Raw genomic sequence first — 20,953 nt, forward strand, 5'->3', positions numbered from 1 at the left:
CGAGATCTACACGCAGGACTACTACACGGGCGACCCGGACAACCCGGTGGTCACGTGGGACGTCCACGACAACCAGCGCCGCGACTGGTGGGGCAACCCCGTGGTCCCCTCCTGGTACACCGAGGCGTCGCTGGTCCTCGACCTGGACGGCAGCCCGCAGCCTGTCGTCGCCCGCACGGACACCAGCGAGATGGCCGTGACCATCGGGGCGGACGGCTTCTCCTACACGCGCAAGGACGAGGACGAGCTGCCGAGCTGGAAGCAGGGCGAGTACAAGCTGGGTCACCAGCTGTGAGCCCGATGCACGCGGCGACGCTCGTCGCGATCGCCGACGAGCTCGCCGGGGCGGAGCGGGACCGGACCATGGTGCCGCTGCTCACCGCGCGCCACCCCGGCATGACGGTCGACGACGCGTACGCCGTGCAGGGCGAGTGGCGACGGCGAGCCGTGGCCGCCGGGCGGCGACCCGTGGGCCACAAGATCGGCCTGACGTCGAAGGTCATGCAGGTCGCGACCGGCATCGACGAGCCCGACTACGGCGCCATCTTCGACGACATGGTCTACGCGAGCGGGTCGGTCATCGAGCACGGCCGGTTCTCGAGCGTTCGCGTCGAGGTCGAGCTCGCCTTCCGCCTGGCCGAGCCGCTCGAGGGTCCGGACGTGACCCTGGCCGACGTCCTGCGCGCCACCGAGCACGTGGTGCCCGCGCTCGAGATCCTCTCGTCCCGCATCGAGCTCGAGGGCCGCACGATCGTCGACACCATCAGCGACAACGCCGCGATGGGCGCGATGGTCGTCGGGGACACGACCGCGCGGCCCGACGACGTCGACCTGCCCTGGGTCGCCGCGGTGCTCCACCGCAACGGGGTCGTCGAGGAGTCCGGCGTCGCGAGCGCCGTGCTCGGCCACCCGGCGACCGGGGTCGCGTGGCTGGCGAACAAGCTGGCGCAGCACGGCGACCACCTCGCGGCCGGCGAGCTCGTCCTCGCGGGCTCGTTCACCCGCCCGATCTGGGTCCAGCCGGGCGACACCCTGCTGGCCGACTACCGCGACCTGGGGACGATCACATGCCGCTTCACCTGACCCCGACCTTCCGCGACGCGCTCGCCGCGGCCGACCGCCCGCTCGTCGGCATGTGGGTCTGCTCGGGCAGCGCGCTCGTCGCGGAGATCTGCGCGGGCTCGGGCCTGGACTGCGTGCTGATCGACATGGAGCACTCGCCCAACACCCTGGAATCGGTGCTCGCGCAGCTGCAGGCCGTCGGCGGCTACCCGGTGACGGCCGTCGTGCGCGTGCCCAGCGGTGACCCCGTCGCGATCAAGCAGGTCCTCGACCTGGGAGCGCAGAGCCTCGTGGTGCCCATGGTGTCCTCCGCGGAGGAGGCCCGGGCCGCGGTCGCGGCGGTGCGGTACCCCCCGCACGGGGTCCGCGGCGTCGGCTCGGCGCTGGCCCGCTCAGGACGGTGGAACCGCGTCGAGGGGTACGTCCAGGGCGCCGACGACCACGTGTCCCTCGTCGTGCAGGTCGAGACGATCTCCGGGGTCGAGACTGCGGGCGAGATCGCCGCGACCGACGGGGTCGACGCCGTCTTCGTCGGGCCGGCCGACCTCGCCGCCTCGATGGGGCTGCTCGGTCAGCAAAGTCATCCCGACGTGGTCGCCGCCGTCCACCGCGTCTTCGACGCCGTCCGCGCGGCGGGCAAGCCGGTGGGCGTCAACGCGTTCGACCCGGACCTGGCGCATGCGTACGCCGACGCCGGTGCGTCCTTCGTGCTCGTCGGCGCCGACGTGACGCTGCTCGCCCGGGGGTCCGAGGACCTCGCCGCCCGGTTCGTCGGGCACCGGGAGGCGTGAGCTCAGCTCGCTTCGTCCTCCACCGTCATGTCACCGGTCTCCGGATCGGCGCCCGTCGGTGCGTACCGCAGCATGACCGCACCTGAGCTCCCCGCCTGCGGCAGTTCGATCAGCGTGAGGCCGGACGCCCGTGCCCCGTCGGGGAACACCTTCTTCCCCTGCCCGAGCACGATCGGGTAGACCCACAGCGTCAGCACGTCGAACAACCGCTCGGCGAGCAGGGTCTGGACGAGGTCGACGCTGCCGATCACGTGCGTGTTCTCGTGCCGGTCGCGGACAGCCCCGACCTCGGCGACGAGGTCGCCGCCGAGCAGCGTCGAGTCCGCCCAGCCGAGCTCCGGCGTCCCGCGACTCGCCACGTACTTGGGCACCGCGTTGAGCTGGCGCCCGATCTCGTTGCCCTGGTGCGGCCAGTACGCCGCGAAGATGTCGTAGGTCTTGCGACCGAGCAGGAGCGCGTCCATCTGGGCGATGCCGTCGGTGACCTTCTGGCCGACGAGGTCGTCCATCAGCGGCGCCTGCCACCCGCCGAACGGGAACCCGTCCGACTGGTCCTCCTCCGGGGCACCCGGCGCCTGCGCGACGCCGTCGAGCGTGACGAACAGGTCGATGTGCAGGCGTCCCATGGCTTCTCCCCGACCGTCGCTGGGTGGACAGCTCGAGCCTAGCCACGACTGAGCCGAGGCGGCTCGTCGGGAGCGCGTCCCGTGCGTCAGGTGACGCGACGTCGCGCGGTCGCCACCAGCAGGACGATGCCCCCGAGGAGGAGAACCACGCCGCCGCCGGCAATCGCGAGCGGAGTCTTCAGGTCATCCGGGCCGCACGAGCTGAATGCACTGCCGTCGGCAGAGAACTCGTCGACGTCGAGCACACCGTCGTCGGTCGTGATTGCGCCGGGAGTCAACGCGCCCCGCGGCATCGTGACGTACGACCCGTAGCAGCCGTTGGTCACGACGATGGTGGAGCCGGCCGGGAACGACTCCGTACCCGCCGGGACGCGCTCCTCGAAGCCTCGCGGGACGCCGCCAACGGGGATGACGCCGTCCCACACCTCGTCGGACACCCGCTCGACCGACCACAGAACGTCGAAGGATGTCTCGGCCTCGAGCGACACCTCCGTCACGCCCCGGGCGCCTTCCCGCTGGACGACGAGGTTCGGCGCGCCGTCGGCGCCGGGCGTGAGCCCCACCCACGGCACCGCGGGGTCAGACATCCCCACCACCATGAGGACGAGCGCCATCAGCGCGACGACGACGGCTCCGAGCGCGATACCGACGACTGCCACGGGTCGGAGCCAGCGCGCCCACTGGGGCGCGGACGGCAGTGCTGCCACAGGAGGGGCGATAGGCGCTGGCACGGCTCGAGTGTGCCGGTCCTGGGTCACGGACCGACGTCGAACCGGCGACGATCGATGACCGGGAACGCATCCGCCAGCATCAGAGGTCCTCGCCCGACGGCGGAGTGCCCGGAAGCCCGCTGAGCGCCCACGGGACGATCAGCCCGTGCGACACGACGCTGACCTCCTGGCCGGCCGCGTCGTAGCCGACGATGGTCGGGTAGCCGCCGTCGCCCCACCCGGCCGAGAACTGGAGCCCGTCCACGCCGGCCTTCGTCGACCGGAGGACGCACACGTTGCCGCTGGCGGAGTCACCGTTCGGGTACATCGCCTCGATGGAGTCGAACGCGGCGACGTCGTCGACTGGCTCCTTGCCCCGGGTGGCCGGGGCCCACACGCCGCCGTCGCCGCCGTCGGTCACGAACCCGAGCGCGGGGTCCTCCTCCCAGCGGACCGGGACACCGTCCCCGACCCGCACCTCGACGAACGCCACGCTCCGCGCCGAGGTCCATGTGGACCAGGGTGCCGCACGAGGTCGGCGGCCAAGGCCGTTGAGGAAACGGGAGACCCCCCGCTGACGCCCGTGGGTGCCGAGCCTCCGCGACCCGATCAGCGCCTGGCGTCTGGGCCGGTCATGAGGCGTAGACAAACCACGCGTCCGATACGTCACAGGCCCTATAGCGTTCCCCCGTGGCACTCTCCATGCGGAATTCAGAACCTGTGGGGGCGAGTGGGCCACCATCGGCCGCCGCTGATCAGGCACCTGTCGCGTTCACGGGAGTCGCCGCCGCGAGCCTGGTGCGCCGCGACTTCACGCTGTACGAGTTCCAAACCGAGGCGGGCATGTGGGTGCGCCTGCACGACATGCGGTTCATCGGGTTCGACTACCAGGTGCAGATTCCGACGCTGACGCTGCGCTTCGTCTACGACGACCCCCAATGGACACCACCGGAAGCACGCGCCACGCCAGTTGCCGTCTTGAGCTTCCGCGAAGTCCTGGTGCACGCGTGGGAGGACGACGACGACCTCCTCGGGACGCCAATCGAGGTGCGTGGGCAGGTCGGCGCTCTGGACTACCTGTCATCGAGCAACGAGTTCTCGCTCAACACTGTGAACACCCGGCTGCGGTTCTCGGCGAGGTCTCTGGAGGTTCACCTCGAACCGGTCGAGGACGCGTAGGGCATGACGGGCGCGAACGGCTTCGATCGACTGGGCTTCTCTGCTGCATTCGAGGCGGAGGTTGACCCGGAGTTTCCGGCTGACGGCGACTGGCGCCGGCCGGTGTACGCATTTGATCGCGATGGCGATCTCCAGGACGAGTTCGTCTCGCGCTGGGGTCCGCCGCGCATAGTCCGAGTGCAGCCTGCACATTCGCCCGAGTGGATAGGCATGTTCGCGGCCGGCGGACTTGGAGTCGAGTCCGGTGTCTTCGCGACGCCCGCGCCAGAACGCCTGTGTGTCGTCGTCGATGGACTCGCGTACCTCGTCAATGTGGACTCCCCGGCGGACGGCGCCGTGATCGCGCACAACCAGGTTCACCAGGTTGTGGCTTCTGCAGAGACCTCCTTGCTGCTCCTCGTGCGGTTCATCGACATCGTCGCGCTGGGCGCGGACGGAGTCGCGTGGCAATCGCCGCGACTGGCTGTCGATGACTTGCGCGTCGTCGAGGTGAGCGCAGCAGGCATCCACTGTACGGGCGACCTTCTCGCGGGCGATCCGGACTCGTTCGTCGTCGACCCCGAATCGGGTCTGGTCATCTCCGGTCCTCGACTGGAGGGACCTCCCTGGAATCCACCTACGCGAACGGGGCGCGGCTCCTGGTGGCGCCGGAGCGCCTGAACGCACGCGAGGACGTCAACTGGGGCCGACGGCGTCGCCATTCTTCGTCGACCGTGTGGCTCATCGGCCCCGAAGCCGGCGTCTCGCCATCCGTGTCGCCTCTTGCGCGTGCAAGTGCCGCGGCGCCGGAGCGCCGAGCCAGCGTGCGACGAGTCCGCGACGGGCAGCGTGTCGCCACCTGGCAGGTATCCATGGCGCGCCCCACTCACGGAGCGGGCGGCGCGAGCTACACGAAAGTTGTCCCGAGCGTTCCACCCATTAAACTCCGCATCACCCGGGCCTCTGGGTGATCAATGTTCTAATCCGTACCAGCAGCTTCGTTGCAGGTACGGATGGCGTGAGCCGGGGATGCGGGAATGACTTTTCTGCGTTCCCGGAATGCTTCTGAGTGCGGCAGGCCCGCCTCACTCACCATGAACGGTTTTCCGGGTCCCGACGAGCGCAATCACCGCGCGACGACGTTGTCGCGGCTGCTCGGGTTGGGCGACGCGCGAACAGGCGGTCGTCAAGCGGCTACGCGGTGACGGCGCACCGAGGCGATGCCCCTGCCCCCGGCGACTTGAGGTGCGCGTGCCGGTCAACGAGGCGCAGAACCCGTCCGCCTCCGAGCCACGGCACCGGTTGAAACTCCAGTGGCTATGCGGTTCGTTCGTCCAGGTCGTTGCCGGTCAGTCGGAAGAACTCTGATCGGATCGTCGCCATGCTGACTTGATCAGCGCCCAATGCGCGCAGCGTGGTGTGTGCACCCGACGCCCAGTGCGCGACGCCCGGCGCCAGGGGGTGTGCCGTCGCGGAAAGGAGCCCTGCGAGCAGACGCGCCCACTCGCCGGGTGCAACCTCGAGCGCTTCTGGCGGCACATCGACCTGCCGCCATGAGCCAGTCTCCGAACTGATGCCGACCGAGGTCCGTAGCAGGAGGTCCACTCCCTCACGGACGTTCACGGCCGCGTCGAGACCTCCGAGCCACCCGAGCATTGCGGTGATCTCCGGAGCCTCCAGCAGTCGAGGTGCACCGCCCACGCGAAGTGCGATGTACGGCTTCATCCACCTTCCCCACAGTGAGGCACGTGCGGCGGGCTCAAGATCCTCGACAAGCTCCCCCACCTCCGCTGACCACTGAACGACGGCATCAGTAGTCGCATTGGCCACCAGCGCGGTCAGCCACGACAGCCGCTCGGCGTCGTCCATGGTGCTGTGGACTGCCACGACAGCGGCAAGTCGCATCAGGTCGCCGGTGATCTCCGAACCTTGGCCGACCCGCCGGGCGCAGACAGGTATCCACTCGCGGAGCCCGGACTGCAGGAGGTCCTCGCTGAATTGACCGTGGAGGAGAATCCCCCAGGCTTCTTCGACCTGGGGCCACGGAAGTTTGTTCGGATCGATGGTGGCCAGTAGGTGCATTGCTGTCCACGCCGGATCAGCGCGGTAGAGGAAGTTCAACTGACGCAGCAGTGACGCCCTGGCGAGCCGCGAATGCGTTGCCAGCAGATCTTCAAGTGCTGACACGACCTCCGAGGACAGGCCGCCCCCCGGGTAGGTGCCGGTTCGCGCGTCGTCCACGGCCACATCGATCCAAAAATCGACCAGCACCCCTGGGGCACTGTTGATTGCCGCTGAATGGAGGTCCGTGGCGCCACTGAGGCTCTCAGTGTCATCAACCATCGTGGCCGCGCGACGCGCCAACCCCCGACCGTCACCTCGGTGAACCCAGCGCCGGCTCAGCGCAGTGTCACTCGTCCACGGGTGCAGGAGTCGCGCAACGGGACCGGCGAGCCCTCCAAGGTCCCCGGCGCTCAGTACTGCTGCCACGCGATCCATCTGCGACTCATCCAGCGGTGCAGTGGACCAGCCGAGGATCACACACTCCCGGACTTCCACACGGGCCAAGGCATCCCAGATGACGAAGCCGTCATCCGGCCACTCTCCGACCACGCGCTCGAGCATGCTGCCAGCTCCCCACCATCCCCGTTCCACGTCATCAGGCAGCTCGGACCCGAGTCGCGCGATGGCAGATCCCGCATCGTCCGCGAGCATCTGGTGGAACTCGAGCGGCGCCCATGGCCAGTCGTCCTCGATGCTGCGCGACCCGGTCTCCGTATAGCGAGACAGGTCGGGATGTGGGCTTGGCTCCCACTCCGGAAATCTCCGCTCGATCTCGGCCAGCGCTGGGGGCGCCGCGGCGCCGGGCCGGTACTTCACGAGCCAATGCAGCAGCTCGAACGCCGCGCGGTCGCGGTACCTCACAGCGACCGTGGGGTCGTCGTGACGAACGGCGCTCAATTCTGGGCCCACCGACGCCGCCTGTACGAGATCGTCGAACTCATCGCCGGGCAAGTCCGGCACGGCCGAGGCAAGCAACCCGTAGACCTCGTGGCGGACCTCATTGTCGAACAGCATCCGGCGCGCGAGCACGAACGAGACCTTGACCCCAGCGGGTGGTTCTGCTGCCTTCCACAGGTTGTCGATCGCGAGCCGTCGGAGTAGCGGCGCTGGACTGTCGAACCAGAGTCCCCGGACGGCGTCAGCCAGTTCAGGGGCTACAGCCCCGATCTGCGCGAGCCCATCGCGTCCGAGATCGACCAGGACCTGCTCGGGCTCGCTGGGGGCGCGCCGGTCTTGTTCATGTGGTGCGATCGACGACCGGGCGTAGGACCAGGGGTCGAACGAACGGCCGGCCGAGGTGACGCGACGATGGGCCTGCTCGAGGTAGGCGGTAAGCCAGCTCAACAGTTCGCGGCTCTTGTCGGGCTGCGACGGAACGGCGAGCAGCCTACGCATCCCAGCTTCGAGTCCACCGCCCGAGGCGAGACGCGGCGATCGAAGCGCCCAGAAGCCCGAGCCGGTGCTCGGCCGCCACTGGTTGGCCAGGTGGTTCAACAGGAGCATCGTGTCCGGCCAGGTGAGGTTGACTTCCGACCCCCACAGCCATTGGAGTTCGGCCCCATGCTGGCCGACGGCGTAGTCCAAGACCCACCGAAGCCAATGGGAGCGCTGCTCGTCGTCGACTTGCTCAAACGTGATCCGCCGGAGGACCGCAGACACGAACATCGGGTGCACCGGACCGGGTGTGTCTCGTAGCGCCTGGTCGAGGTGCCGGAAGGCCTCGGTCCCGACACCGGCCTGCGCAGCCCAGTTCGCCACATGGCTCAGGACACGGTCGTCCACCGCCGCGTCTTCAGTACCAGCAAGCTTCTTGAACGGCAGTTGCCGAGCCATCCAGTCGATCCACTCATCGCCCTTGGCGACGGCGCAAACCTCCTTGGCCAGGCGTTCGTCGTCGAGCGAGACCACAAGAAAGTCGTCTTCGTCCGGGTCGGCGGGCGGCGTCTCGCCGGCGAGGCGCCGGATTCGCTGCGCGCGATCAAACGGTGTATCCCGGGCCCAGGCGCCCCAGCGCTCGAGGGTGGCGGTGACCATCGAGTGTTGGTCACGCGTGTAGAGGATCGGCCGGATCCCGAGGCCAGCCCACTTCTTGGCCTTGTCGCGGTCGATGAGGATGTACCGCTCTCGGGTCTTCGATGACAAGCCCTTCGCGAGGTACTCCATCATGCGGTCGTCGTGGCTGTAGCCCACGAACAGAACGACGAACTCGGCGAACACTTCCCGCAGGAAGGCGGGGGCCCAGCCCTGCGTCACGTATGCGCGGCCGAAGTCGGCGTCTGTGACGATCAATCGTCGCGGGGGTTGTCCGAGTCGACCATGTAGGTGCACGAGTCCCTCGAAGTCGCCTCCGGCGGGCATTGCCGGGGCTTCGAAGACCGAGTGCTTGGCACCGATCGCCCTCAGCGAGCTATGCAGGTGGTTGTCGTAGTTCGTGGTCACGATTCGGGGCGTGCCGGGTGCGGCCGCCAGCGTCGCTATGGCGTCGTGCAGGGCATTGCGGTGCCGGCCCCGTATCTCCTGGGCAACGAGGCCATGCACGTCGACCCCGGGTCGAACAAGCCGTCCCAGACACACGTCGGGCGCCTTGAGCGCCCGCTTGGTCGGCTCTTCCGCTCCGGTGCGTTGAGCGACTCGCTTCACCAGCTCCGTGAAGTTGGGCAGGTTCGTCGGGCTGGCCATCGAAGCGCCGGCGCCCACGAAAAAAACCACGTCCCCGTCGGCGTGCGCGAACACGAGTTCTGGTGGGATGTCCACTCCTGCAAACCGCATCCCGCTACCAGCCCTTCCGCACTGCGATGAGTTCCAACTGGCAACTACGGTCGAGCCAAGGCCAGCCGCGCTTCGGGCAGTGTATTCATCGGTGTGGCCGCGAATTGGAGCTTGAGCACCGAGAGCGCCCCGCGAACTCGCCCGTTAACAACTTCTGGTCCGTCGTGGTCTACGACCCGTACCGCGGGCTGCCAGCCCGCGCCTCCGCGCCCGCACGCGGCCGGGCCGCAACAGACATGGATGCCGGATTCAAACGCCTGGAGCGAGCTTCGGTTCAAGTCATGGTGCCGGGATGAGCAAGGACGGAGCTCCGATTGGGTACGAGGTCGAGTCGAAGAACTCGACCTTGTGACGGCCGAGCGCCCCGAGGATCCGCGCCTTCTCGGCGATGACAGCAGCGTCGTCCGTTGTCGGGTACATCGAGACCGCGATCCGCCGCGTCGGTCCGTGCATGAGTGCCGCTACGACGTGACGATCCTGATCCGCGAGTGACTGTCCGAAAACGACCGTTGGCTTGTCGTCCATCCGCAACTGCTCCAGACAGAAAGACAGGTAGGTCGACTGCCTGATGGTGCGCGCCTTCGCGGCGGCGGTGCCTTCGCTGACGAAGAGTGGGCGTCGATCGATGCCCGGTCCGTACTTGCCCTGGATGTCGAGTAGTCGGCCTCTGCCGCTGGTCCACTTCCCGTTCTCGCCCGTCTGGTTGTCCTGCCAGAGGTGGATGCCGCCGTGCAGGTAGTGCATCCGGGTTGACCGACTGCTCCGCACGGCGGTGTCGGCGGGGTCGAACTGGTGGCCCGCCGCCCAGAAGTAGTCGACGATGTCGACCACCTTCGTGGTCTGCATCTGGCTCCAGTACAGGCTCAGGTCGTAGTTGGTGGTGAAGACGGCGTCGTATCCGTTGATGGCCACGGCCAGCGCGTCGTGTGCGTCCTGGGGGAATCGCTCCCAGGGCACGTGGACCAGGCCGACGGCCGTGAAAAGGGCGTCACGGACGTCTTCGTAGGTCTGGTCCACCTTGGCGGTGGACTCGTTTAGTGCGCTGAGCGCGATGTTCGCATGGTGCAGGCACTCGAGACACTGCTCGAAGTTTGTTGTGCCGAGTTCATTGAAGATGGATTGCGCGGCCGTCGTCAGTGCCGCGCTCTGGTAGAGGCTGGAATAGCTGAAGCCGGCCCAGAGGTTGATGCTCAGGCCGTTGCCTACCAGCAATGTCGGCCAGTCGTCTTCCTGGAGGCTTAGCCAACTCTGGAGGTCAGAGTCGATGGCGGTGGTCATCGCAACCCCTTCACCATCAGGTTCCAGCCGCCGAAACTTTGAACCGGCCGAGTTGGTGCAGTCATGTTGAGGTGAGGCTATCGCTGCGCACTACGACAGGCCGCCGCCCTGCCCCTCCCAACCGAGGGGGTGGAAGGTCCAGCCGTCTCGCCCGTGGTTCGGGCGCTGCGCTCGACCAAGGCACCAGATGGGGCCACGGACGTCGGCCTCATCGTTTGCGGCGCTTCTTCCGAGTGCTGCGCGCGGCGCCGGGCTTTGCGTGGGGTGGAATGACGCGAGGTGTGCGGTCCGGTGGAACGAGTCGCATCGCTCGCGCGAGGCGATCCAACTCCTGATCAGGGGCGGGCGGGTCCGCCATCCAGATGGTGAGGCGCGGCGCTCCGTCTGTGCCGAGGAAGAAGGCCATGGCACGGTCGGCGTGTTCGAGATGCTTCTTTGCACGCAGGTACTCGCGCAAATGATCGATGTTCCGCGCCGAGTCCGGTCCAGTCGCGAAGATGAAGAGCCATCGGCCGGAATCGTCGGTTCCGCCGCTCGCGTACGTGTGAAACTTCCCGTCCCTCGCCGACAATCGCAATGTCCCCGCGACGTGGCGAGCGATGTCGGCTTGGGCGCGCGCCGAGTAGCCGTCCAGGTCTGCACTCGAGCGCCACCATCCCGGCGCTTCGTGCGCGGTCATCTGGTCGATCAGGCCTTGCACGAACTCGTTGATGTCGCGGATCGGTCGGTCAGCGGGTGCGGAAGAACTGCCTTCACGGTGGTAGTACCAAGCGTCGAGTGGGTCGGTGAAGGTGCCAACGATGGTGCGCCCTTGCTCGGCGTACGTGCGCCGGTCCTTTGCAGTCGGCGGGCGACCGCCAGGGTGGTCGCCGTGCAGGCGATCAGGGTCCGCCTCGAAATAAAAGCCACCTCCGATGAACCACATCACGATGTCGAGTTCGTCGACAGCAGTCACCCACAACGCAGCATCGCGATTGGTACGCCGCCGAAGATAGGTCAGGAAGTGCTCGGGGCGATCGAGAAGTTCGGCGATCACGAGGACGTCATGAACGCTGACGATCCAAGGCAAAGTCGTCTGGCTCAGCACTCCGCTTCTCACCAGAGCTTCGACGTCGAGGCCCGCTGGACCAAGGTCGTCCAGAGTGACGACGATGCTGTACACCTCGCGGATTTCAGGAAGGTCGAGCCAGCTCCCGTCTTCCAACCACAGACCCTGATGGCTCGTGATGAGGCGCCGGAGCCGGTTTGCTTGATCTGCAGCCGACTGCACGGTCTGCTTTAGGTCTCTGCGCAGATGTGTCGAGCGCCCTTGGCGCGAGGGGGTTCTGATTGATCCCGCCTTCACCTCGATGCACAGGGCGACTCCGTCGAGCACCAGGAGCGCGTCGGCTTCGGCACTGTCAGCCTCACCGGCGCTGTTCGCGGCCGCGGACAGGTCGACTGTCTGACCGGGCCGGGACGCGGCCCGATAGCGCAGCTGGCGGCGCATGTCACCACGGCCATGGACCATCTGCTGGAACGCGTCGGCAACGAGCGCTTCGGCTGCGCTGTCGCGACCCTTGCCGTACTTAACCCACGCGACGTCCTTCGCAATGCGCGACTCGGCGGCTCTGCGAATTTCATCGAGGGCAATGGCGCCAGGTAGGACCAGGTAACCGCGCCCTGGCGCCTTGAGGATCCCCTTACCAGTCATTGGATTGCGGCCAGCGACGAACTCTTCGATGAGCTCGAGTGACGTCCTGCCATCCGGAGCGATGCTGAACAGGTCGAGGACGCCGGTGACCGCCTCGGCACTCAGGCCTGTGTGGGCCACCACCCGATCGACGGTGATCAGGTGCAGGACCGAAGGATTCTGAAAGACGGCCCGGACCGCATCGAGTGTGTCCGCATCGGGTATGGCGTCTGCCGTTGCAGCTTCGGCGATGCGGTCGAACGTAGCCTCCTGCGCCGCGCCAAGGACGTCGATCAAGGCCCCCCTCACCGCCAACACGTCTGAGTAGTCGAACCCAAGCACCTGACGCCAGGCGACATCCGCGTTGGGGCGGCGGAGGGTCGCCTCGTTGATTCGCTCGGCGATCGAGACGTACTGGCGACCGCGAACGGTCGTCTCGTAGCTGCGCAACTGCCACGCCACGTCGCTTGCCCCGGCGTCGAGGGCCGTCGTGGTTACGGCGTCGGCTCGAGTTGCCATCGACGCAAACACGGCCAAATGGACCACCCGGGCGGCAGCCTGTAGGAGAACCGGGATGATCTGGGCAGTAGCTTTCGAGGGAGCTGACCGTTCCGGTAGTCCGTTGCCGAGCAGGGCGAGTGCAACGACCTCCCCGCACGCCCAAGAGTCGATGACTTGCGAGCTGCTTTCGACCCAAAGCGCCAAGTCGGGCGGCACGAGGTACTGCCTGACCATCGACATGACGTCCAGCGCGTCATGACCCGACAGGAGTTCACACAGTTCGGACGTGGCCCGATGGACTTCCGCGGCAAGGTCCTTCGCTTCGAACGGATCCTCCTCCGCTGATTCGTCGGCCTGCGCGACGGCGATCAGGGGTAGAACCGCTGACTGAAGCGCTGCCGCGCTGCCGGCCACCATGTGAAGTCGCCGACCCTCCGGGGAGATATAGGTCGCTTCGTGGCAGGTCGTAGATAGGTCAGGGGCGGCGGCCTCTTGTGCCCAGGAGGGCGAGAGCGGGCGAGGCCGGTCGGCAGAGTCGGATTCGGTTCTCACGCCAGAAGGGTGTCAGCCAGCGCTGACATGTTTCGGATGCCACGGCGTGGCTGACTCGAGCCGAGAAGGGGGTCACATCTGTTCTTGCTACAGAACTGTCACGGCGCCGTTCGTTGAATGCGCTCGGTCACTCTCTGCAGCCACCAGCGGAAGTCCGCCATGCCCCCCATTGGGTCCGTCACGTACAGGTGCCTGCGGCCAACCGTGATCCTCCGGGTTTCGCGGGTCGTGAACTCGTCGATGAGGATCTCGACGCGCACGAGCGGCACCCCATTCGTTGTCGAACGGACCTCTGGGTGAGATTGGGCCCGGCTCACGCCGAAGTCGTCGGCGATCCAGGTCGAGCCGGTAGATCGTTTGGCTGGAGCTGAGCACGAGCCAGAGCCCTGTGGCCGTGTCGAGGTCCAGTTCGGCCACACCAACTGCGTCTCCCAGGTCATCGGCCGGCGTTGCCGGGTTCATGGGCGCTCCACGGCGTCTCGTAGCTGCTCGATCTGCACGACGCGACCCGTGATGCACACGCTGAACTCAGCATCTGCACTGAGCGGCTCAAGAACGAGGATCACCTGGTCCCCGAGAAGGACGCTTGGGTCACCCCCGCCCGCAGCGCGGGTGCCCTCCCAAGAAATGACGACCAACGGTGTTCCGTCCGCCTGGGGTGATCGGCCGGCCGTAGGGCCTGGGTACCTCGTCACACGCGGCGTGCCATCCTGTGGAAGGTCGAACAGAAAGCGCGAGCCGTCCTGGGTCTCGATTGACCACAAGCCTGAAGCCGTCGGCTCGAGAACCCCGATCGGAAGGTCCCGACTGCCGCCAGCCGCAGGCGCACTACGCACCTCTACTTCGCCCACTTGATCGTCGGGAGGCGGCGTGCGGAGTCGGACGCGACTTGCAGCGCGCGGAACTCGGTCAGGGCATTGTTGAGCAGCGAGAACGCGTAGACGTCGAGCAACCCTCGCCGCCAGCCCAGACTCATGGCCCGGTCCGTGAGCAGTGTTCGCTTGAGATTGGCGTGGAAGGACTCGGCGTCGCTTCGGAGCCCGCGGAGGCGCAGCGAATCGGGGTCGTCGTCGGGGATTGCCCGCAGGTTCTCGGGGCGCGAGTAGTCGCCGTGTGTGCCACCCGGCGAGAGCCACACCGTGAAGTCTCCGTAGGGGCAGTCGATGTCGTAGCCGAGGTTGAAGTGATAGTCGCCGTTCGCGCGCCGAGTTCGCTTGATAGGTCCTCGCCTCGGGGTGGCGATCACGACCGGGTCGCCGCGTTCGTCCAAGTCGAGCTGTACGACCCGCCCGCCGATGGTGGCGATCGCGTGGCTGCATGATCCGGTCGGCAGGGTATGGGTGGCGAGCCCCAGCGGGTAGCTCTTCGCGAGGCGGCCGCATTGAGTCCTGACGGCCTGCAGCGCGCCGGGGACGTCCTGGCCTGTGGGGATCTTGCTGATTACCAGGTAGCCGTGGCGACGCATGACTTCGTCGATGTGCACACCGTGAAAGGCACCGTCGTAGACGACGAGTTGGATGCCGTCGCGTGCATCACGAGCGACATTGCCGAGGAGGCGGACCGCCGCCGGGGCCTCTGCGCCGGGCTCAGGGATGTGGTCGACGGCCAGGACGACGCGTTCGTAAGCGCGCCGGCCACGGGTGTGGAAGGCGACGTAGCCATGCCCCTGAACGGGGCCGCGAGTGCCGTGGTGCTCGGCCAGGTTGGGATCGAAGCGGCCACTCGGCCACTCCTCGAGTCGCCCAGTTCGAGGGTCCGGGTACCGAGCGCGCGTGGAACCGTCAGGCTGCACGACACGAACCGCCTCGGGTGGCTGGTAGATCGGTCGCACGATCGTGCCGTCGCCGTACACGGTGCGGGACGCGTCGGGGTGGGTCAACGACCCGGGGCCGCGCGGGTTGAGCTGACCGATCGAGCGGGCCAACTCGACCGCGACCTGCGGGTAGACACGCCCAAGTGTCCCCAGCCCATCTTCGGTCGCGAGGTGATGGTCTCGGAACCATCGCCACTGCTCCCATGTAGGCGGTGTCCGACCAGGTTCGGGGAGGTCGACGTCGGCTTGGGCGAGAGCGCTCGCTATGGTCTGGCGCGCGTACGCCCAGGTCGTGGCGTTGGCGAGGACTACCTCGACGCGAATCCCGGAACGGGCAAGCCGCGCCAACGCAGCGAACTGCAGCATCACGTACGGCGGGTGCGTCGTGCACCGACCGATGCGGTGCTCGTGGGTCAGCTCGGCACCCAGGCGGTAGATGCTCGGCGACGACAGCACGGCCTGCAGCCGGTCGAGGGTGCCGATTCGCACGACCGGGCGGGCCATCAGACGTGGACCTCGAGCTCGGCGGCAGTCATGCCGGGCTCCAGTTAAGCGCGATGTCCTCGGCAACCGTGTCCAGGCTCCGAGCCCCCATTCGCACTGCCACCTGCTCGATCGGCATGCCGGAATCGAAAAGGCGCCGGCCGGTCCAGTTCCGGACCGACGCGGGTCGGACATCAGGCTCCCCGGCCAGGTCGACAGCCTTGAGGATCTCGGCGATCGCGTTACAGACAGCCGCCTGCGCGACGTGTTGCCCTGGCACCCCTGACCCTCGGTAGGTCAGCAGGGTCGAGGTCGGGGCACCTGCGCTGACCAGGACTTGGATCTGACGGCTCACTACGTGTGAGCCCCACTCTGTGAGCTCGCCGCGTCGCTCTCGAGAGCGCTTTGTGCCGGCCAGGCGAACCCAGCGCGGGTTCTCACAGTCATCGACGTCGTTGATGCGCACCTGCGCGATCTCGCTCGTGATGGCCGTGGCTTCCGCCAGGGCCCAGCAAACGGCCCGTTGCAGTGAGATCGCTCCTGCGGAGCCGAGGCGCGACGCGAACCGACACAGCGTGACTTCGTCGTCGGTGAGCGGACGCGCCGCGGTCGACGAGCGGGCCTGCAACTGCAGATCCAACGTCGGATCCCAGTCGATCAACTCGAGCTGCCGCAGGGTGCGGAAGTACATGCGCAACGCGGCCCGGCGGGCGTGTTGTGTCGTGAGCTCCGGCCGGCGCCCCTCGGACGTCGGAGCGACGAGGAATCCGCGGCACAACTCGGGCGTGAGGTCACCGAGGCTGCGTGCGCCCTGTGTCGCCGCCCGACGTGTGAACCGCTCGACAGTTTCACCGTTTCGTAGCCGCGTCTGCTCCGAGAACGCGTCGTCGATCAGCCACGCCGCCCGCACCTGCTCCAGTGCGTCATCGAGGCTGCGGTCGACATCACTCGTCTGGTCGCCCATCCGATCACCGTCCGCTTCGACCGTAGGACAGGCGTCTCCCAAAGGGGAGCCACTGAACGCGCGAGGGCCGTCGCGGGAATGCGCGAAGAGGCGATTGCGTCCGCCCGCCTGGCCCGAACCGTGCCGGTCACCAAGCACCGTCCAGGAGGACATCGTGACCATCACAAACATTGGCCCCGCCCGCGCAGCCATCCCCGTCGACCTGCGAAGGGGAGCGTTCGAGACACCCGCGTACATCGAGGCGGCCATTGCCTGCTTTGCGTTCCCGGGTCTCCACGATCTCACCGCCGCCTTCCCGCCGCGGGTGGGCAAGGGCAAGCGCCCGGACTACCCGCCGATCTGCATGCTCGCGGTCCTGATGGCGTCCACGCTCTACGGCGGCGACGCCACGGTCATTCGTGAGCTCAGCTGCTACGGCGCCTTTCTGTGGAAGGTGTGCGCCCAACACCTCGAGGAGCAGATGGACGGTTTCCTGCTCCCCGACGCTCGAGCTCGTCGGCACGGTGGCCACCCACTTCGCCGGCAGTGACGTCCTCGTCGACCTGCAGGACCCGCGCCGTCGGATCCAGGGCGTGTGGCTAGCCGCCCAGGACGCCCGGCGACGGTAGCGAGTCTGCACGCCTCGGGTTGCTGGGAATTCCGCGCTCGGCTGCGCCCCGAGGACGGCGAATCGAGTCGTGCCGCAAGGCGGGCTGCTAGTTTGCTTCGGCCAAAGTCCTTCACACCTGATCCGGGGGCAACGATGCAACGACGACGTCGCAACGCAGCAGTACTAATAGGGCTTATCGCCATGGCAACGCCACTGGCGCTGACCGCGCCAGCGTCCGCAGAGACTGGATGTGTCTCAACTCCGGATCGCGACGGCTCGCCGTCGGGTGAGATCAAGGTCGGGACGTACAACGTCGCCGGCGACGGTGGTCGTGCCCTAGCCAGGCCCTGGGAGGGCACGGGTTCACGATCGTTTGACGTCGCAGTCCGAGTCGTCAAGTACAACCCCGACATCGTCGGCTTCCAGGAGGCGCCGGACCCGCAAGCTGACAGCAGCTCGAACCCCCTCCGCGCAAGCATGGAATGCCGTGGCTACAAGTTCGCAGTTGGCGGCGCCTACGTATCGCCGACGACCAAGGGGCTGGCCATCTACTACAACCCGAACTCCTGGAAGAAGATCGCGCCAGCCGGCGTTGGGACGATCCCTGCGAAGGAGGTCTGGTCCGGGCTCGGAAGCGATCGCTACCAAGATCGAGGCGCAGCCAGGACGTTCGTCTACCAGACGTTTGAGAGCAAGCTTGACGGAAAGAAGTACACGGCCGTGAACGTCCATCTCAGTGCCGGCGTCAGCTCCGTGTACCGCCTGGGATCGGGCGCCGCGGTCGTTCCGCCTTCGGACGTTGCAGTGGCGATCCGCATGCGGTCGCGGTCGATCCAGCTCAAGGACGTGATCCTCAACCAATTGCCGTCCGACGCCGCACCTCAGATCTTCCTCGGCGACTTCAATGACTACGGCTATGCCGCCAGCGCTTCGGACTGCACCGCCCAGGCGACGAGCACAGAGTCGATCTCTGCGATGGACACCACGCGGTCGCAGACCTTCTGCTTCATGACTCAGGCCGGCTACAAATACCGGGACAACGCTGACCCCGGCGCATCTGCAACTTCCTACGGCCTCAAGACGCGTGTGACCTCGACCGTGTGGCGGTCCGGCTTCAGGGACTGGAACGCAAACGTCGTCCCCGCCCTCCCGGCGGCTAGCCAGGCTGTAGCCCAGGACACCCAGAAGTTCAACTCCTACTGGGACGACACCGCGAACGCACAGGCCTACCAGCTCCAGGGCCGGCACCTCGATCACGTGTACTTCCCGACGAGCGTGACGATCACCGACTGGCGTGAGGTTCTAGAACTCTCAAGCGGCGAGTACGCGAGTGGCGTCATCGACGGCACCCAGCGCGGCTACACGATGTCCGGAACAACCGTGACGGGCTTGCCAAATTACAGCCAGCGAGACAGCGACCACTCGTTCGTGTGGTCGACAGGCACGTACGCACCCTGACGGGCTCAGCCGGACGGCGTCCTCGGGAATATCGGACCGGAGACGCCGTCCGTCGCGTCGCGCTGGCTCTCGTCGCACTCTCATCGCGCGCACCGTGCGACATCTGATCCGTGACAGCAGGGACGGTGAGGACCCGCACATCCTCTTCCCGAGGTGCAGGGAGGCCCGCGCCGCCGCGCGGCGTCTCTGACGGCCGCATGTCCCGGGTAGCCTCCTGCTCTGGGGCCGTAGCTCAGTTGGCAGAGCAGGGGACTTTTAATCCTCGGGTCGTGGGTTCGAGCCCCACCGGCCTCACGGGTCATACTGCTGCCGACGCGGGCCGGACGGCGCCGATGGTCGCCGCGGCCGCGACCGCGTTCCGTAGGTGGTCGGTAGGCATCCGCACGTAGATGAGCGTCGTCTCCGTCGAGGCGTGCCCTAGGAGGTTGGACACCGCGAGCAGGTCGCGCGTCGCCGCGTAGGCGACAGTCCCGAACCGGTGTCGCAGGGTGTGGGCGGTCCACGGGGCCGGCAGCAGCGCCGAGAGCAGCTTCGAGACGTGGTTCGGCGTCAGGTGCCCACCGCGCTGAACGTTCGGGAAGAGCCACCCGTCGCACGCGACCAGCGCGTCACGCAGATTCCCGTCGATGATGGGGACAAGACGCTCGTGGCCACCCTTGCCGTGGACCAAGAGCATGTCGCCGTCGTAGTCATTGCGGTGCACCCGCGAAATCTCGCCGGCCCTGAGGCCTGCCAGCGCGCCGAGCTCGACCATGAGGCGCTCGCGGCCGTCGGCCCGTTGCAGCGCGTCGGCGACGATGCCCTCCGGCGTTGGCCTGGGACGCCCGCGGGGCACTCGAACTGTTGGGAGGCCGGCAGCCGGGTCGTGGGTGATGTGGCCGCTGCGCAGCGCCCAGCGGTAGAACCCGCAGACGACAGTCCGCAGTGACTTCTTCGCGGACGGACCAACGGCGAGCTCGCCGAGTAGCCGCTCAAGGTCGGCCGTGGTGACGGCCCAAGGCGAACCCCGGAGCGCTGCGGCCGTGTGGTTCAGGTAGTGGCGGTAGAGCACGATGGTCTGTGGTCTACGACCCGCTCCGCGCAGCGCCTGCACCCATGCCGCGATGGCCCCCTGCCAGTTCATGCCGTTCCCCTCACTTTGATGTGAAGTGGTGGCATCGGTAGCCGCGACGACGAGTCGCAGGGATGTTCGGCCCGGTTCGCTCGCGCGCCTCACGGTGGGGAGGTTGACGACGCTCGTTCGTGTGGCATTAGCCCTGACCTGCTCGTTTGCCCTACCGAACCGCGCGCGGCGTGGTAACGGCGCGCTGCATCAGGATGCCCGCTCGTCGTCAGCGAACGGTGCAGCAGCCCACGGCCCGACGATCACCCGCGCGTCGCTGACCTGGGGTGACGTGTAATCCGCGGGTTGTGGGTTCGATCCCCACGGGGCCCACCGATCGATCAGCGCGACTCGATGCGGGCGCGGAGCAGGACGACCTCGTCGTCCGAGAGCACCGACGCCGGCAGCATCCAGAACCCGCTCGACGCCTGCACGCGCAGCAGCAGCACGTCGCCCCGCCGCTCCACCCGGTCGAACGTCGAGTAGGGGGCCTCGACGCGGGCTGTCGCCCAGTCGGCCCGTACGCCGTCGGCGCCGATGACGAACGACACGGTCGAGCCCGGCGGCTGCTGCCGGCGGACCGCTCGTCGACAGGACAGATACATGACGGCGACGAGAAGAACGAGGAACGCGGCACAGACGATGACCCCGCCGGCACCGCCCGTGACGTAGAAACCGAGGACTCCCACGACGACGATCGCCGCGACGACCGTGAGGCGCGGCCGACCCAAGAAGACGGCTCGCACTCCGGCCCACCCCGCCTGGCCCGCGTAGCTCCCGTCGGGCACGAACGTCTTGACGATGTCGCCCGGTTCGGCAGCCGTCGAGACGGGTGGCGCGGGCTGCGGGCGGCCGGCGATCCGCGCGCGCAGCTCGGCGAGCGCGTCGTCGGGCAGCATCGCGGCCGCGAACCCCACAGGCGGCAGCCCGCGGCGCGTCAGCACGACGAAGCCGCGCCGCACCCGGATGGCACGGACGGTCGCGTACGGGATGGCCGCCGAGCCCGTCGGGTCCTCCAGCAGCAGCTCGTGTGGCCCGAGCGCGGCGCGGACGACCGAGCCCGGGGTCACTGCGCGCCCGCACTGGCGGCGGTAGATCCAGTACTGCAGGGCGGCGAGGGATCCGAACGCGAGCGCGAAGACCACCGGGGAGATCCAGTCGCCGTCGACCAGCGCAAACAGCAGCATCAGCAGGAGGAGCACGGGGACCACGAGCGCCCAGGGCTTGCGCCAGAAGTGGACCATCATCGCCAGCGCGGCACGGTGCGGGTAGTCCGCTCCAGCCGTCGTCTCGTGCCACTGCAGGTCAGTCACGCGCCGTAGCGTACGGCGGCCGACGAGCCGGGCCCGCCTGGGCGGGCC

The 20,953-nt window shown here is 67.7% G+C and carries 17 protein-coding genes, 1 tRNA gene and 1 pseudogene; 8 read left to right on the forward strand and 11 right to left on the reverse strand.

The features are described from left to right. The 3 genes and pseudogenes from D1825_RS15985 to D1825_RS15995 form a co-directional block, all read left to right on the forward strand. A pseudogene (locus tag D1825_RS15985) lies at positions 1 to 295 on the forward strand (3,4-dihydroxyphenylacetate 2,3-dioxygenase); the annotation flags it as partial. Between the two features lie 5 nt (positions 296 to 300). After that, complete coding sequence (locus D1825_RS15990; RefSeq protein ID WP_118768483.1) at positions 301 to 1,083, forward strand: 2-keto-4-pentenoate hydratase; 783 nt, start codon at positions 301 to 303, stop codon at positions 1,081 to 1,083. Further along, complete coding sequence (locus D1825_RS15995) at positions 1,068 to 1,853, forward strand: HpcH/HpaI aldolase family protein (RefSeq protein WP_118768415.1); 786 nt, start codon at positions 1,068 to 1,070, stop codon at positions 1,851 to 1,853. Before D1825_RS15990 ends, D1825_RS15995 begins: the two co-directional genes overlap by 16 nt. A gap of 2 nt (positions 1,854 to 1,855) precedes the next feature. On the opposite strand, the gene D1825_RS16000 is transcribed toward D1825_RS15995, so the two are convergent. The 3 genes from D1825_RS16000 to D1825_RS18315 form a co-directional block, all read right to left on the reverse strand. Further along, positions 1,856 to 2,479, reverse strand: coding sequence for a dihydrofolate reductase family protein (locus tag D1825_RS16000; protein WP_118768416.1), 624 nt, complete (start codon positions 2,477 to 2,479; stop codon positions 1,856 to 1,858). Positions 2,480 to 2,565: 86 nt separating this feature from the next. Continuing rightward, positions 2,566 to 3,138, reverse strand: a complete 573-nt coding sequence (locus tag D1825_RS16005; RefSeq protein ID WP_138067698.1) for a hypothetical protein — start codon at positions 3,136 to 3,138, stop codon at positions 2,566 to 2,568. Between the two features lie 151 nt (positions 3,139 to 3,289). Continuing rightward, the gene (locus D1825_RS18315) at positions 3,290 to 3,682 is read right to left on the reverse strand and encodes a DUF4241 domain-containing protein (RefSeq protein WP_158580756.1); all 393 of its coding nucleotides are present in this window, start codon (positions 3,680 to 3,682) and stop codon (positions 3,290 to 3,292) included. A 197-nt stretch (positions 3,683 to 3,879) separates the two neighbouring features. Between D1825_RS18315 and D1825_RS16015 the strand changes: the two genes are divergently transcribed. Then, the gene (locus D1825_RS16015; protein WP_158580757.1) at positions 3,880 to 4,368 is read left to right on the forward strand and encodes a hypothetical protein; all 489 of its coding nucleotides are present in this window, start codon (positions 3,880 to 3,882) and stop codon (positions 4,366 to 4,368) included. Between the two features lie 3 nt (positions 4,369 to 4,371). Continuing rightward, a complete protein-coding gene (locus D1825_RS16020; protein WP_118768420.1) occupies positions 4,372 to 5,028 on the forward strand; it encodes a hypothetical protein in 657 nt (218 codons plus the stop codon). A gap of 636 nt (positions 5,029 to 5,664) precedes the next feature. On the opposite strand, the gene D1825_RS16025 is transcribed toward D1825_RS16020, so the two are convergent. From D1825_RS16025 to D1825_RS16050, 6 genes are all read right to left on the reverse strand, one after another. Beyond that, positions 5,665 to 9,165, reverse strand: coding sequence for an SIR2 family protein (locus D1825_RS16025; RefSeq protein WP_158580758.1), 3,501 nt, complete (start codon positions 9,163 to 9,165; stop codon positions 5,665 to 5,667). Positions 9,166 to 9,459: 294 nt separating this feature from the next. Then, positions 9,460 to 10,458 (reverse strand): DUF4917 family protein, encoded by a 999-nt coding sequence (locus D1825_RS16030; RefSeq protein WP_118768422.1) that lies wholly within the window; start codon positions 10,456 to 10,458, stop codon positions 9,460 to 9,462. Between the two features lie 208 nt (positions 10,459 to 10,666). Further along, complete coding sequence (locus D1825_RS16035; protein WP_118768423.1) at positions 10,667 to 13,048, reverse strand: hypothetical protein; 2,382 nt, start codon at positions 13,046 to 13,048, stop codon at positions 10,667 to 10,669. A 233-nt stretch (positions 13,049 to 13,281) separates the two neighbouring features. Further along, entirely contained in the window at positions 13,282 to 13,443 is a 162-nt protein-coding gene (locus tag D1825_RS18320) for a hypothetical protein (RefSeq protein ID WP_158580759.1), read from the reverse strand. A 578-nt stretch (positions 13,444 to 14,021) separates the two neighbouring features. After that, positions 14,022 to 15,500 carry a hypothetical protein gene (locus D1825_RS16045; protein ID WP_118768425.1) on the reverse strand — a complete coding sequence of 493 codons (1,479 nt, stop codon included), beginning with the start codon at positions 15,498 to 15,500 and terminating at the stop codon, positions 14,022 to 14,024. Between the two features lie 28 nt (positions 15,501 to 15,528). After that, the gene (locus D1825_RS16050) at positions 15,529 to 16,443 is read right to left on the reverse strand and encodes a tyrosine-type recombinase/integrase (protein ID WP_158580760.1); all 915 of its coding nucleotides are present in this window, start codon (positions 16,441 to 16,443) and stop codon (positions 15,529 to 15,531) included. A gap of 154 nt (positions 16,444 to 16,597) precedes the next feature. Between D1825_RS16050 and D1825_RS18325 the strand changes: the two genes are divergently transcribed. The 3 genes from D1825_RS18325 (at position 16,598) to D1825_RS16065 (ending at position 18,784) form a co-directional block, all read left to right on the forward strand. After that, on the forward strand, positions 16,598 to 16,972 hold the full coding sequence (locus D1825_RS18325) for a hypothetical protein (protein WP_158580761.1): 375 nt from the start codon (positions 16,598 to 16,600) through the stop codon (positions 16,970 to 16,972). 261 nt (positions 16,973 to 17,233) lie between these two features. After that, positions 17,234 to 18,490: an endonuclease/exonuclease/phosphatase family protein gene (locus tag D1825_RS16060; protein ID WP_158580762.1), complete on the forward strand. Its 1,257-nt coding sequence runs from the start codon at positions 17,234 to 17,236 to the stop codon at positions 18,488 to 18,490. A gap of 221 nt (positions 18,491 to 18,711) precedes the next feature. Next, positions 18,712 to 18,784: transfer RNA gene (locus D1825_RS16065), tRNA-Lys, on the forward strand. A gap of 4 nt (positions 18,785 to 18,788) precedes the next feature. On the opposite strand, the gene D1825_RS16070 is transcribed toward D1825_RS16065, so the two are convergent. Together D1825_RS16070 and D1825_RS16075 are read right to left on the reverse strand one after the other, a co-directional pair. Further along, positions 18,789 to 19,613, reverse strand: coding sequence for a tyrosine-type recombinase/integrase (locus tag D1825_RS16070; protein WP_118768429.1), 825 nt, complete (start codon positions 19,611 to 19,613; stop codon positions 18,789 to 18,791). Positions 19,614 to 19,933: 320 nt separating this feature from the next. Continuing rightward, the gene (locus D1825_RS16075) at positions 19,934 to 20,905 is read right to left on the reverse strand and encodes a hypothetical protein (protein ID WP_118768430.1); all 972 of its coding nucleotides are present in this window, start codon (positions 20,903 to 20,905) and stop codon (positions 19,934 to 19,936) included. Positions 20,906 to 20,953: the final 48 nt, after the last annotated feature.

It is taken from the genome of Cellulomonas rhizosphaerae (assembly GCF_003470205.1).
GTDB classification, from domain to species: Bacteria; Actinomycetota; Actinomycetes; order Actinomycetales; family Cellulomonadaceae; genus Cellulomonas; species Cellulomonas rhizosphaerae.

Coding starts and splice junctions, on each gene's coding strand:
- D1825_RS16060 (WP_158580762.1), top strand. CDS start 17,234: ATGGCAACGCCACTGGCGCTGACCGCGCCAGCGTCCGCAGAGACTGGA.
- D1825_RS15995 (WP_118768415.1), top strand. CDS start 1,068: ATGCCGCTTCACCTGACCCCGACCTTCCGCGACGCGCTCGCCGCGGCC.
- D1825_RS16020 (WP_118768420.1), top strand. CDS start 4,372: ATGACGGGCGCGAACGGCTTCGATCGACTGGGCTTCTCTGCTGCATTC.
- D1825_RS16035 (WP_118768423.1), bottom strand. CDS start 13,048: ATGGTGGCCGGCAGCGCGGCAGCGCTTCAGTCAGCGGTTCTACCCCTG.
- D1825_RS16000 (WP_118768416.1), bottom strand. CDS start 2,479: ATGGGACGCCTGCACATCGACCTGTTCGTCACGCTCGACGGCGTCGCG.
- D1825_RS16050 (WP_158580760.1), bottom strand. CDS start 16,443: ATGGGCGACCAGACGAGTGATGTCGACCGCAGCCTCGATGACGCACTG.
- D1825_RS16070 (WP_118768429.1), bottom strand. CDS start 19,613: ATGAACTGGCAGGGGGCCATCGCGGCATGGGTGCAGGCGCTGCGCGGA.
- D1825_RS15990 (WP_118768483.1), top strand. CDS start 301: ATGCACGCGGCGACGCTCGTCGCGATCGCCGACGAGCTCGCCGGGGCG.
- D1825_RS16030 (WP_118768422.1), bottom strand. CDS start 10,458: ATGACCACCGCCATCGACTCTGACCTCCAGAGTTGGCTAAGCCTCCAG.
- D1825_RS16045 (WP_118768425.1), bottom strand. CDS start 15,500: ATGGCCCGCCCGGTCGTGCGAATCGGCACCCTCGACCGGCTGCAGGCC.